Genomic DNA, 12,310 nt, shown 5'->3' with positions numbered 1-12,310 from the left:
GCCAGAGGTGCAGCCAAGAACCATCGGCCGAGGAGGCCCCCGTGCTCAAGCACAAGCACATACTGCGTACCGGACTTGTCGCCACTGCGGCCGCAGCCGCGCTCGCCGGCACCATCACGACCGCCAGCGCCGACACCGTCCCCGACGACTCGTACGCGGTCACCCAGAACGAGGCGGGCCTGGTCGACCTGTTCAACCCGGCGGACGACGCCGTGGCCAACTTCTCCAGCAAGCTGGAGGGTTGGGCCCCGGGGTCGAAGGAGTCCCGCCACTGGGACGACAACGACTACACCGAGATCATGTTCACGGGCTGCTCGCTGGTCTCGTCCCGCGGTGCCTCGGTGGACGTCAAGCTGTGGCAGGACATCCCCTGGGAGCTCGACAAGAGCCTCGGCAGCAAGCGGTTCACCAACTGCTTCACCGGCTCGAACAAGACGTCGCGCGGCGAGTGGGACGCCCACTACGACGGCAGCAAGCGCTACTTCACGATCCCCGCGCTGAACGGTGACACGCAGGCGCACGACCAGATCAACGTCAAGCGGGTCCAGGTCGACACCACGAAGGCCGACTAGTACCCGAGCCGTCCCTCAGGCAGTCGAGGCCGGGGGGCACCCACTGGGTGCCCCCCGGCCGTCCCAGTTCCGGAAACGGTGTCGTCTGTTGAACCTTCGAGCCCGTCTGCGCACCACCGCGGCGGTGTGGACCGCACCCCTGTGGGTCGGCATCGTCGCCTTCTACTTCTTCTACGTCCTGCACCTCGACGACTCCTACGCGGAGGTCGTCTCCGGTCCGCTGTGGGCACCCCAGCTGGTCGAGCACGCGCTCTTCTACTTCTATCCGTTCGCCTACGCCATCACCTGCGGCCTCGCGGCGTGGGAAGGCGGCCGGCTCAGGCGGGACGGCGTGTGGGGCCTGGCCCCGGGCCGCTCCCGGTTCCGGGTCGGAGCGAACGCCCTCGCACCGGTCATCGGCGCCGGCTGGCTCGTCCTCGGACTGCCCGTCGTGATGCGGCTGGTGGAGACGCGGGTCCTTCCCACCGCCCCTTCCCTGGCCCCGCTCCTGCTCGGCATGGGACTGGTGGTCGCCTGGGCGGTGATCGGCTGCGCGCTCGGCCACGTCACACCGCGGTTGATCTCCGCGCCGCTGTCGGCTGTCGCCGTCTTCTTCCTGATCGTGAAGACCGGCCAGGTCGAGCCCGTGTGGCTGCGCCACGTGTCCGGTTCCCCGGACACGACACTGGACTTCGGCGAGCAGTACAAGGCGATCACGCTCCTCGTCCCGCTGCTGTTCACGTCGAGTGTGGCCGTGGCCGCGGCCGCCTGGTGGCTGTCCGGCACACCCGTGGTGCGGTGGACCGCGCGGGCCGCGACAGCGGCCGCCGTACCCGTGGTCATGGCGCTGTGCGCGCACGCGGCCGCCGGATGGGGCTATGGCGACGGGCCGGTCAGCGCGGGTCACGCGGCCGTCCGCTGCGAGGGATCCGCTCCCCGGGTGTGCATGGCGCGCACGGGCGGTGCCGTGGAACGGCTTCCGCGGGTCCGCCACGAGGTGATCGGCGTCCTCACCGCACTGCGCGGGGCCGGCGTCCGGGTGGCCGTGCCGGACACGGTCACCGACAGCATGCTCACCGGACGCCATCCGGTGGCGTCGGACGCGAGGGTGTGGCGGCTGCCGTTGTCCCAGGCGATGGCGGCCCGCGGCATCGGGCCGGCCGGTATCCGTTACGGCGTGCTGATCACGTCGGTCCGCTTCCCCTGCACCGTGCCCGACTCCTTCCAACCAGGCCGCTCCGACTGGGTGGTGAACCACGACGCGGCGATGCTGTGGGCCGCGATGGTCGCCGGCGCCGACCGGCCGTACCACGCCTGGCTGCGCGACGAGTACGCCAAGAGCTTCCAGAACGCCGGTGAGGTGCTGGCCAAGGTCGAACAGCGTGCCGGTGACGCGTGGGCGCTCCCGCCGCGCGGGCAGGCCGCCTGGTTCACCAGGGAGCAGACCAAGGCGTGCGGCCTGATCGAGGCGGCCGCCGGATGACCCTCTGGTTCACCGTGCGCCGGGTCCAGGCGGTACTGCTCCCGGCACTGGCCGCGTTCACGCTCCTCGTCATGGTGGCGCACGACCAGTACGTCAGCGTGCCGGGCCTGATCGGCACGTCCGGCAACCAGGTGTTCGTGATGCAGCTGGCGCCCCTGGTCATCGTCTCGGGCCTCGCCCACAGCCTCGGCCAGGCGGTCCCCGACGTGGAGGTGACGGCCCGGCGTCCCGTCCGCGTTCTGGACGGCGCCCTGGTCGTCTCCCTGACCGCGGCGGCCGCGCTCGCCGCCGCGGCGGTCGCGCTGGCCGCCGGTTCGGCCGAGGCGGCCATGTCGGGCCGGAACACCATGTTCCTCACCGGACTCATGCTGGTGGCACGCCGGTGCCACGAGCAGGCCGCCACGGCGCTCCCGGTGGCCTGGGTGCTGGGCATGGCCCTCGTCGGTTACCGGGACTCCGACCGCCCCTGGCCGTGGGCCCTCACCCTGCATCCCGCCGGTTTCCCGCCCGCCTTCGCGGTCTGCCTTCTCGTCTTCGCCGCCGGGCTCACCCTCCACGTCCGCACCCCCCGCCTGTGAAAGAGCTGCCGTGTCGATCCGTTTCGAGTCCTGCACCTTCGGATACCGGGGCAGGAAACCCCCCGTCCTCCAGGAGCTGACCTACACCGTCCCCGACGGCTTCACCGTCCTCCTCGGCCCCAACGGCGCCGGCAAGTCCACCCTGCTCAAACTCGGCAGCGGCCTGCACCGGCCCCGCTCCGGCGGTGTCCGCATGGGAGACCTGCCCTCGCACGACCCCGCCTTCCGCGAGCGGGTCGCCTGGATGCCGCAGACGATCGTCCCCATGACCGGACTGACCGCACGGGAGCAGGTCGCCTACACGGGCTGGCTGAAGGGCATGACCAAGTCGGACGCCTGGGACGCCGCGTTGACGGCACTGCGCCGCGTTCACATGGGCGACCGGGCCGACGTGAAGTCCCGGCACCTGTCCGGGGGCCAGCTCCGTCGTGTCGGCGTCGCCTCGGCACTGGTCCACGGGGCCGGGACACTGCTCCTCGACGAGCCGACCGCCGGCATGGACCCGACCCAGCGGCGGGTCTTCCGGGACCTGATCGTCGGCCTGGCCACGGACGACGTACGCGTGCTGATGTCCACCCACGACGTCGCGGACCTCGCCGAGGAGGCCGACCACGTGACCGTCCTGCAGCACGGGCGGATCACCTTCACCGGTCCCACCGGGGGGTTCCTCGCGCACGCGCCGGACGACACACCGCAGACCCGCCGGGCCGAGACGGCCTACACCGCGGTCTCCGCGATGTCCGGCGGACACCCCTGAGCGCTGGTGACAAGAGTCACCGACCCCCGGGCGAGCCCAGGTCTCCAACCTCCGGCCCCGTCCGTGACATAGCTCACGGGCGGGGGCCCGGGCACCGGTCTGCGGGCACAACGAGAAACGGGCCCCCGCCGTGACTTCCGTCACCGGCAGAGACCCGTTTCACGGTTTCTCTGTGCGCGAGGGGGGAGTTGAACCCCCACGCCCTTGCGGGCACTGGAACCTGAATCCAGCGCGTCTGCCTATTCCGCCACCCGCGCATTGGGTGTGTCTTCCGGTTCCTTCCCTTTCGGGGCGGCCCCTTCCGACACGCAGAACATTAGCACGCCGTACGGGGTGGATTCACATCGCTTCCCGGCCGCCCCCCTGCCCGCCACCAGGGACGCGCGCCGGCCGGGGGCCGCACGGGCGTGCGTTTCAGGCAGACGCGCTTCTCGTATCAACCTCGTACCGGTCCCGGTCGTCCCCCCGGGAGACGGACCGGGTCGGCAGCCGGGTGCGGGACACTGGTTGCGGGCCGCCTCTACGATCCATGGCAGCAGGACGCGCGCGAGGAGTTCCAAGGGCAGCCGCTGGGGGAACCGGCTGATTGGCGGGCGCGTGGATACGATCAGTAAGCAGTACCGGCAGTACCCGGCAAGGCAGCGGCACAGAGCAGGCAAGACGACGGCAGGGACGGAGGAGGTGCCCCATGGGAGTCCTGAAGAAGTTCGAGCAGCGTCTCGAAGGTCTGGTGAACGGCACCTTCGCCAAGGTCTTCAAGTCCGAGGTCCAGCCCGTGGAGATCGCCGGAGCGCTCCAGCGGGAGTGCGACAACAACGCCACCATCTGGAACCGTGACCGGACCGTCGTACCCAACGACTTCATCGTGGAGCTGAGCGCGCCGGACTACGAGCGCCTCAGCCCCTACTCCGGGCAGCTCGGCGACGAGCTGGCCGGCATGGTGCGCGACTACGCCAAGCAGCAGCGTTACACCTTCATGGGTCCGATCAAGGTCAACCTGGAGAAGGCCGAGGACCTGGACACCGGCCTGTACCGGGTGCGCTCGCGCACCCTCGCCTCCTCCAGCGGTCAGCAGGCGGCGCCGCAGGCGCCCGCCGGACGCCCCCCGCAGAGCGCCCCGGGCGGTTACGGCTACCCGCCGGCCGCCCCCGCGGGCGCGCCCCCGATGCCGGCCGCGCCGCCGCCCGGCACCCGCCCCGGCGGGTACGGCTATCCGCAGCCCGCCACCCAGCGGCCCGCCGCGGCCCCGATGGGCGGCGCGCGCACCCGCTACTGGATCGAGATCAACGGCAACCGCCACCAGATCTCCCGCCCGACGCTGGTGCTGGGCCGCAGCACCGACGCCGACGTGCGGATCGACGACCCCGGCGTGTCCCGCCGGCACTGCGAGATCCGGACCGGAACGCCCTCGACGATCCAGGATCTCGGCTCCACCAACGGCATCGTGGTGGACGGGCAGCACACCACCCGCGCTACGCTCCGCGACGGCTCGCGGATCGTCGTGGGCAGCACCACCGTTATCTATAGGCAAGCCGAAGGGTGAAGCGGGGGCAATGTCAGAGCTGACCCTCACGGTCATGCGGCTGGGTTTCCTGGCCGTACTGTGGCTGTTCGTGATCGTGGCCGTGCAGGTCATCCGGAGCGACCTGTTCGGTACGCGCGTCACCCAGCGGGGATCGCGTAGGGAGGCGGCCCGGCCGCAGCAGGCCGGCCGCCAGCAGACCCGGCAGCAGGCCGCGCCGCCGCCGCAGCGCGCCCAGCAGTCCGGCGGCCGCCGGGGCCGCAACGCCCCCAGCAAGCTGGTCGTGACCGAAGGCACACTGACCGGCACCACCGTCGCGCTGCAGGGCCAGACGATCACCCTGGGCCGGGCGCACGACTCCACCATCGTGCTGGACGACGACTACGCCTCCAGCCGCCATGCCAGGATCTACCCGGACCGCGACGGCCAGTGGATCATCGAGGACCTCGGCTCCACGAACGGCACCTACCTGGACCGGTCCCGGTTGACGACCCCCACGCCGATCCCGCTGGGCGCGCCGATCCGCATCGGCAAGACCGCAATCGAGCTGCGGAAGTAGTGCTACGTCATGAATAAGCGCGAGCGGAGCGAGCACGCAGCGGCAGGCCGCCACCCGGTCTCCGGCGCGCTCCCAACCGGAGGGTGGGCAGTGTGGCTCGACACGACCGGCTGTACCCGGAGCCGACGGGCGAGGTGCGCATGAGTCTGTCACTGCGCTTTGCCGCCGGATCGCACAAGGGCATGATCCGCGAGGGCAACGAGGACTCCGGTTACGCCGGTCCGCGCCTGCTCGCCATCGCCGACGGCATGGGCGGCCAGGCCGCGGGCGAGGTCGCCTCCTCCGAGGTGATCTCCACCCTGGTCACGCTCGACGACGACGTGCCCGGCTCCGACATCCTCACCTCCCTCGGCCAGGCCGTGCAGCGCGCCAACGACCAGCTGCGCGCCATGGTCGAGGAGGACCCGCAGCTCGAAGGCATGGGCACCACCCTCACCGCGCTGCTGTGGACCGGCCAGCGGCTCGGCCTGGTGCACGTCGGCGACTCGCGCGCGTACCTGCTCCGGGACGGCGTGCTCACCCAGATCACCCAGGACCACACCTGGGTGCAGCGGCTGGTGGACGAGGGCCGGATCACCGAGGAAGAGGCCACCACCCACCCGCAGCGCTCCCTGCTGATGCGCGCCCTCGGCAGCGGCGACCACGTCGAGCCCGACCTGTCGATCCGCGAGGTCCGGGCCGGCGACCGCTACCTGATCTGCTCCGACGGCCTGTCCGGCGTGGTCTCCCACCAGACGATGGAGGAGACCCTCGCCAGCTACCAGGGCCCGCAGGAGACCGTGCAGGAGCTGATCCAGCTCGCGCTGCGCGGCGGCGGCCCCGACAACATCACCGTCATCGTCGCCGACGTGCTCGACCTGGACACCGGGGACACCCTCGCCGGCCAGCTGTCCGACCAGCCCGTCGTGGTCGGCGCCGTCGCCGAGAACCAGCACCACCTGCACGACAACGGCATCATGCAGACCCCGGCCGGCCGCGCCTCCCACCTGGGCCGCCGCGGCCAGGGACACGGCGGCGGCGAGTTCGGCCCGCCCGGCTCCGGCGACACCACCGGTTACGTCCCGGACGGCGGCTTCGGCGACTACGCCGAGGACGACCTGGCCAAGCCGCGCGGGCGGCGCAGATGGCTGAAGACCTCGCTGTACGGCGTCCTCGCCCTCGCCATCGTCGGCGGCGGCCTGTACGGCGGCTACCGCTGGACGCAGACCCAGTACTACGTCGGCGCCAACGCCGAGCACGTCGCGCTGTACCGCGGGATCAGCCAGGACCTGGCCTGGGTGTCGCTGTCGAAGGTGGAGAAGGACCATCCCGAGATCGAACTCAAGTACCTGCCGCCGTACCAGCAGAAGCAGGTGAAGGCCACGATCGCGGAGGGCGGGCTGCAGGCCGCCCGGACCAAGGTCACGGAGCTGGCCGTGCAGGCCTCCGCCTGCCGCAAGCAGGCCGAGCGCAAGGCCGCCGAGACCGCGCAGAACGCCCGGAAGAAGGCCCAGAAGACCGCGGAGGAGAACGCGCGGAAGAACGCCGGGCAGGGCACCACCACGCAGACCGCCTTCATCAAGGCCTCCCCGACCCCGAACCCGTCGGCCTCGAAGACGTCACCGGCCTCCCCGGCGTCCCCTTCGAAGTCTCCGTCCACGACCCCGTCCGCGAACCCCAGCCCCGGCCCCACTCTCTCGGAGGACGAGCAGAAGGTCGTCTCGCTGTGCGGTAAGCAGTAGGCAAGCCGTGAGAGGCCCTGTCACACGATGAGCAGTACTACGAACCCGCCGACGCACCACACGTCCACGATCGGCGCCATCGGCGCGCCGAGCCGTCGCAACACCGAGCTGGCCCTGCTGGTCTTCGCGGTGGCCATCCCCCTGTTCGCCTACGCCAACGTGGGTCTGGCCATCCGCAACCAGGTGCCCGCCGGACTGCTGGAGTACGGCCTGGGCCTCGCGCTGCTGGCCGGCGTCGCCCACCTCGGCGTCCGCAAGTTCGCGCCGTACGCCGACCCGCTGCTGCTGCCGCTGGCCACCCTGCTCAACGGGCTCGGGCTGGTGTGCATCTGGCGGCTGGACCAGTCCAAGCTGCTCCAGTCGATCGGTGTGGGCGGCGGCAAGGCCACCAACCAGCTGATCTACACGGCGCTGGGCATCGGACTGCTGGTCGCCGTCCTGGTGTTCCTCAAGGACCACCGGACGTTGCAGCGCTACACCTACATCTCCATGGTCGTGGCGCTGGTGCTGCTGGTCGTGCCCGTGTTCTTCCCGGCGGTCAACGGCGCGAAGATCTGGATCAACATCGGCGGCTTCACCATCCAGCCGGGTGAGTTCGCGAAGATCGTCATCGCGATCTTCTTCTCCGGCTACCTCATGGTCAAGCGCGATGCGCTGGCGCTGGCCAGCCGCCGCTTCATGGGGCTCTACCTGCCCCGTGGCCGCGACCTCGGCCCGATCCTCACCGTCTGGGCGATCAGCCTGCTCATCCTCGTCTTCGAGACCGACCTCGGTACGTCGCTGCTGTTCTTCGGCATGTTCGTGGTCATGCTGTACGTCGCGACCGAGCGCACCAGCTGGATCGTGTTCGGTCTGCTGATGTCCTCGGCGGGCGCGGTCGGCGTGGCCTCGTTCGAGTCGCACGTGCAGCAGCGCGTCCAGGCCTGGCTCGACCCGATGCGCGAGTACACGCTCAGCCGGCAGGGTGCTCCGGGCGTGCACTCCGAGCAGCTGCAGCAGGCCCTGTGGGCCTTCGGCTCCGGTGGCACCCTCGGCAGCGGCTGGGGCCAGGGCCACTCGGACCTGATCCGGTTCGCCGCCAACTCCGACTTCATCCTGGCCACCTTCGGCGAGGAGCTGGGACTGGCGGGCATCATGGCGATGCTGCTGGTCTACGGGCTGATCGTGGAGCGCGGTGTGCGCACCTCGCTGGCCGCCCGCGACCCGTTCGGCAAGCTGCTGGCCGTCGGCCTGTCCGGCGCCTTCGCGCTCCAGGTGTTCGTGGTGGCCGGCGGTGTGATGGGCCTTATCCCGCTGACCGGTATGACCATGCCGTTCGTCGCGTACGGCGGTTCGTCCGTGCTGGCGAACTGGGCGCTGATCGGCATCCTGATCCGCATCAGCGACACCGCCCGCCGCCCGGCACCCGCCCCCGCCGGAAACCCTGACGCCGAGATGACCCAGGTGGTCCGCCCGTCATGAACAAGCCCCTGCGCCGGATCGCGATCTTCTGCGGCCTGCTCGTCCTGACGCTGCTCCTCCGGGACAACTGGCTCCAGTACGTCAAGGCCGACAGCCTCAAGGACGACCCCCAGAACCGCCGCGTCACCATCGCCCGCTACGCCACCCCGCGCGGCGACATCATCGTGTCCGGCGGCACCCCGATCACCGGGTCCGCCCTGACCAGCAAGACCGGTCTGAACGACCTGAAGTACAAGCGCACCTACAAGAACGGCCCCATGTGGGCGCCGGTCACCGGCTACGCCTCGCAGGCCTTCGGCGCCACCCAGCTGGAGTCCCTCGAGGACGGCATCCTCACCGGCAACGACGACCGGCTGTTCTTCCGCAAGACCCTGGACATGATCACCGGCAAGGAGCAGCAGGGCGGCAACGTCGTCACCACGCTCAACGCGTCCGCGCAGAAGGCCGCGTACGACGGCCTGAAGAAGCAGGGCGGCAAGGGCGCGGTCGTCGCGCTGGACCCCTCCACCGGCAAGATCCTGGCGCTGGCGTCCTACCCGTCGTACGACCCCTCGTCCTTCGCGGGCAACACCAACGACGACGCGGCGGCCTGGAAGAAGCTCCAGAAGAAGTACAACCCCGCCGATCCGATGCTGAACCGGGCGCTGCGCGAGACCTACCCGCCGGGCTCCACCTTCAAGGTGGTCACGGCCGCCGCGGCGCTGGAGAACGGCAAGTACACCTCGGCCGACGAGAAGACCGACTCGCCGCTGCCGTGGACCATGCCGGGCACCACGACCCAGCTGAAGAACGAGGGCAACATCCCCTGCGAGAACGCGACCATGCGGACCGCGCTCCAGTACTCCTGCAACACCGTCTTCGGCAAGATCGGCGCCGACCTCGGCAACGACAGGATGCTCGCGGAGGCGAAGAAGTTCGGCTTCGACTCCGAGCAGTTCACCCCGGTCCGTTCCAGCGCCTCGGTGTTCTCCGACGGCATGAACCAGTCGCAGACCGCGCTGTCCTCCATCGGCCAGTACAACACCGCCGCCACCCCGCTGCAGATGGCGATGGTCGCCTCGGCGGTCGCCAACGACGGCAAGCTGATGAAGCCGTACATGGTCGACTCGTTGCAGTCCTCCAGCCTGGACCCGGTCGCCACGACCCAGCCGGAGGAGCTGAGCCGGCCGCTGTCGCCGAAGAACGCCCAGATACTCCAGGACATGATGCAGACGGTGGTCGAGAAGGGCACCGGTACGCGGGCGAAGATCGACGGCGTCAAGGTCGGCGGCAAGACCGGTACCGCCCAGCACGGTGTCGAGAACAGCGCGAACCCGTACGCGTGGTTCATCTCCTACGCCAAGCTGCCCGACGGCAGCTCGCCGGTCGCCGTGGCCGTGGTGATCGAGGACGAGGGCGCCAACCGCGACGACATCTCCGGCGGCGGCCTGGCCGCGCCGATCGCGAAGAACGTCATGGAGGCGGTCCTCGACTCCAAGAAGTGACCGTCGCCGAACGCCGGGAGTGAGGCCGCTCACATCTCCTTCACATCGCCGCACGTTGCGATACCGGTCCTGTATCGGGTTACGGGCTTGGCCAGGTCACACAGAGCGAGCCGGGTACGGTAGGCCCGGACGGCAGCCTCCGGCCGTGCACACGGGTGCGCGGCCGAGACCGACGGAGAGGGCTGGTAGGTAGCTATGGAAGAGCCGCGTCGCCTCGGCGGCCGGTACGAGCTGGGCCAGGTGCTCGGCCGCGGTGGCATGGCGGAGGTCTACCTCGCGCATGACACCCGCCTCGGCCGCACCGTGGCGGTGAAGACGCTGCGCGCGGACCTCGCACGCGACCCGTCCTTCCAGGCCCGGTTCCGCCGGGAGGCCCAGTCGGCCGCCTCGCTCAACCATCCCGCGATCGTGGCGGTCTACGACACGGGCGAGGACTACATCGACGGGGTCTCCATCCCGTACATCGTGATGGAGTACGTCGACGGGTCCACGCTCCGCGAGCTGCTGCACTCCGGCCGCAAGCTGCTGCCCGAGCGCGCGATGGAGATGACCATCGGCATCCTCCAGGGCCTGGAGTACGCGCACCGCAGCGGCATCGTCCACCGCGACATCAAGCCGGCCAACGTCATGCTGACCCGCAACGGCCAGGTCAAGGTGATGGACTTCGGCATCGCCCGTGCCATGGGCGACGCCGGCATGACCATGACCCAGACGGCGGCGGTCATCGGCACCGCCCAGTACCTCTCGCCGGAGCAGGCCAAGGGCGAGCAGGTCGACGCCCGTTCGGACCTGTACTCGACGGGGTGCCTGCTCTACGAGCTGCTGACGGTACGGCCCCCCTTCGTGGGCGACTCCCCGGTGGCCGTGGCCTACCAGCACGTCCGGGAGGAGCCGCAGCCCCCGTCGGTCTTCGACCCCGAGATCACGCCGGAGATGGACGCGATCGTCCTGAAGGCGCTGGTCAAGGACCCGGACTACCGCTACCAGTCGGCCGACGAGATGCGCGCCGACATCGAGGCGTGCCTGGACGGCCAGCCGGTCGCGGCCACGGCCGCGATGGGCGCGGTCGGCTACGGCGGCTACCCCGACGACCATGCGACGACCGCCCTGCGCTCGGACGCGGGCGCGGGAGCGACCACCATGCTCCCGCCGATGAACCCGGACGACGGCGGCTACGGCTACGACGACCGCCCGGACCGCCGCCGCCAGCAGAAGAAGTCCAACACCTCCACGATCCTGCTGGTGGTGGCGGGCCTGCTGGTCCTGGTCGGCGCGATCCTGATCGGCAAGTGGGCCTTCCCCGGCAAGAACGCGGCCGACGGCCGGGTGACCGTGCCGACACTCGTGGGCCAGCCGGAGAAGACGGCCCGCAAGATGGCCCAGAACGTCGACCTGAAGGTGTCCGTCACCAAGAAGGCCTGCGACGACCAGGCCACGGGCAACGTGTGCTCCCAGAGCCCGGAGCAGGGCAACAAGGTCGACAAGAACAGCGTCGTCACCCTGGTGGTCTCCACGGGCGCGCCGAAGGTGCAGGTGCCGGACGTGCTCGGCGCCCAGTTCGCCGACGCGGAGTCCCAGCTCAAGGCGAAGGGCTTCCAGGTCGACAAGAAGACCCAGGTGTCGGACCGCACGCCCGGTGTCGTCATCGCCCAGGCCCCGGACGCCGGCACCAGCAAGGAGAAGGGCTCCTCGATCACCCTCACGGTCGCCAGGCCCGAGGAGAAGATCACCGTCCCCGACGTCACCGGCAAGTCCTGTGACGACGCGAAGGCCGAACTCCAGGCCAAGGGCCTGACGCCGACCTGCAACGACACGCCGGTCACCGATCCGGCCCAGGACGGCAAGGTCCAGAACACCAACCCGGCGGCCGGTCAGCAGGTCTCCAAGGGCACGGCCGTCACGGTCAACGTCGGCAAGGCGCAGCAGCAGAAGCAGGTGCCGAACGTCACGGGCCAGACCCTCCAGCAGGCCCAGCAGATCCTGCAACAGCAGGGTTACACGAACATCCAGGTCAACGGGCCGAACGACGACAAGGCACGTGTCCTCCAGCAGAATCCGCAGCAGGGCACGCAGGCGGACCCGGCCAGTACGCAGATCGTGCTGACCACCGTGGACTTCGGCAACGGCCAGGGCGGCGGCGACAACGGCGGCGCGAACATCTTCGGCGGAGCCGGCGGCTGACCCGTCCCGCGCA

At 70.3% G+C, this 12,310-nt stretch carries 10 protein-coding genes and 1 tRNA gene; 10 read left to right on the top strand and 1 reads right to left on the bottom strand.

The annotated features are described in order from the left end of the window. Window positions 1–41 precede the first annotated feature (41 nt). The 4 genes from ACZ3ZD_RS16585 to ACZ3ZD_RS16570 all read left to right on the top strand — a co-directional run bounded on the left by ACZ3ZD_RS16585 (window position 42) and on the right by ACZ3ZD_RS16570 (window position 3,369). Window positions 42–572, top strand: a complete 531-nt coding sequence (locus tag ACZ3ZD_RS16585) for a hypothetical protein (protein WP_467397490.1) — start codon at window positions 42–44, stop codon at window positions 570–572. Between the two features lie 88 nt (window positions 573–660). Then, on the top strand, window positions 661–2,034 hold the full coding sequence (locus tag ACZ3ZD_RS16580) for a hypothetical protein (protein ID WP_467397488.1): 1,374 nt from the start codon (window positions 661–663) through the stop codon (window positions 2,032–2,034). Then, on the top strand, window positions 2,031–2,612 hold the full coding sequence (locus tag ACZ3ZD_RS16575; RefSeq protein ID WP_467397485.1) for a hypothetical protein: 582 nt from the start codon (window positions 2,031–2,033) through the stop codon (window positions 2,610–2,612). Before ACZ3ZD_RS16580 ends, ACZ3ZD_RS16575 begins: the two co-directional genes overlap by 4 nt. A 10-nt stretch (window positions 2,613–2,622) precedes the next feature. Next, a complete protein-coding gene (locus ACZ3ZD_RS16570; protein WP_467397482.1) occupies window positions 2,623–3,369 on the top strand; it encodes an ABC transporter ATP-binding protein in 747 nt (248 codons plus the stop codon). A 173-nt stretch (window positions 3,370–3,542) separates the two neighbouring features. On the opposite strand, the gene ACZ3ZD_RS16565 is transcribed toward ACZ3ZD_RS16570, so the two are convergent. Continuing rightward, window positions 3,543–3,626 (bottom strand) — tRNA-Leu (locus tag ACZ3ZD_RS16565). A 431-nt stretch (window positions 3,627–4,057) separates the two neighbouring features. On the opposite strand from ACZ3ZD_RS16565, the gene ACZ3ZD_RS16560 reads away from it, so the two are divergent. The 6 genes from ACZ3ZD_RS16560 to pknB all read left to right on the top strand — a co-directional run bounded on the left by ACZ3ZD_RS16560 (window position 4,058) and on the right by pknB (window position 12,297). After that, window positions 4,058–4,912, top strand: coding sequence for an FhaA domain-containing protein (locus ACZ3ZD_RS16560; RefSeq protein ID WP_467397480.1), 855 nt, complete (start codon window positions 4,058–4,060; stop codon window positions 4,910–4,912). A 10-nt stretch (window positions 4,913–4,922) separates the two neighbouring features. Next, window positions 4,923–5,450 (top strand): FHA domain-containing protein FhaB/FipA, encoded by a 528-nt coding sequence (locus tag ACZ3ZD_RS16555; protein WP_467397477.1) that lies wholly within the window; start codon window positions 4,923–4,925, stop codon window positions 5,448–5,450. A gap of 140 nt (window positions 5,451–5,590) precedes the next feature. After that, the gene (locus tag ACZ3ZD_RS16550; RefSeq protein WP_467397862.1) at window positions 5,591–7,171 is read left to right on the top strand and encodes a Stp1/IreP family PP2C-type Ser/Thr phosphatase; all 1,581 of its coding nucleotides are present in this window, start codon (window positions 5,591–5,593) and stop codon (window positions 7,169–7,171) included. Between the two features lie 27 nt (window positions 7,172–7,198). Beyond that, on the top strand, window positions 7,199–8,632 hold the full coding sequence (locus tag ACZ3ZD_RS16545) for an FtsW/RodA/SpoVE family cell cycle protein (RefSeq protein ID WP_467397475.1): 1,434 nt from the start codon (window positions 7,199–7,201) through the stop codon (window positions 8,630–8,632). Then, window positions 8,629–10,116: a peptidoglycan D,D-transpeptidase FtsI family protein gene (locus ACZ3ZD_RS16540; RefSeq protein ID WP_467397473.1), complete on the top strand. Its 1,488-nt coding sequence runs from the start codon at window positions 8,629–8,631 to the stop codon at window positions 10,114–10,116. The genes ACZ3ZD_RS16545 and ACZ3ZD_RS16540 overlap by 4 nt, the downstream gene beginning before the upstream one ends. 195 nt (window positions 10,117–10,311) lie before the next feature. Continuing rightward, window positions 10,312–12,297 carry a Stk1 family PASTA domain-containing Ser/Thr kinase gene (gene pknB / locus ACZ3ZD_RS16535; RefSeq protein WP_467397470.1) on the top strand — a complete coding sequence of 662 codons (1,986 nt, stop codon included), beginning with the start codon at window positions 10,312–10,314 and terminating at the stop codon, window positions 12,295–12,297. The last annotated feature ends 13 nt before the right edge of the window (window positions 12,298–12,310 follow it).

Source organism: Streptomyces sp. NPDC023481 (assembly GCF_055560195.1).
Note: the sequence above shows the minus strand (reverse complement) of the source record. Positions and strands in the feature narration are given on the sequence as shown.

Excerpts from the sequence above, each read along its gene's own strand:
- pknB (WP_467397470.1), top strand. The coding sequence starts at position 10,312 with ATGGAAGAGCCGCGTCGCCTCGGCGGCCGGTACGAGCTGGGCCAGGTG.
- ACZ3ZD_RS16560 (WP_467397480.1), top strand. The coding sequence starts at position 4,058 with ATGGGAGTCCTGAAGAAGTTCGAGCAGCGTCTCGAAGGTCTGGTGAAC.
- ACZ3ZD_RS16550 (WP_467397862.1), top strand. The coding sequence starts at position 5,591 with ATGAGTCTGTCACTGCGCTTTGCCGCCGGATCGCACAAGGGCATGATC.
- ACZ3ZD_RS16575 (WP_467397485.1), top strand. The coding sequence starts at position 2,031 with ATGACCCTCTGGTTCACCGTGCGCCGGGTCCAGGCGGTACTGCTCCCG.
- ACZ3ZD_RS16555 (WP_467397477.1), top strand. The coding sequence starts at position 4,923 with ATGTCAGAGCTGACCCTCACGGTCATGCGGCTGGGTTTCCTGGCCGTA.
- ACZ3ZD_RS16540 (WP_467397473.1), top strand. The coding sequence starts at position 8,629 with ATGAACAAGCCCCTGCGCCGGATCGCGATCTTCTGCGGCCTGCTCGTC.
- ACZ3ZD_RS16545 (WP_467397475.1), top strand. The coding sequence starts at position 7,199 with ATGAGCAGTACTACGAACCCGCCGACGCACCACACGTCCACGATCGGC.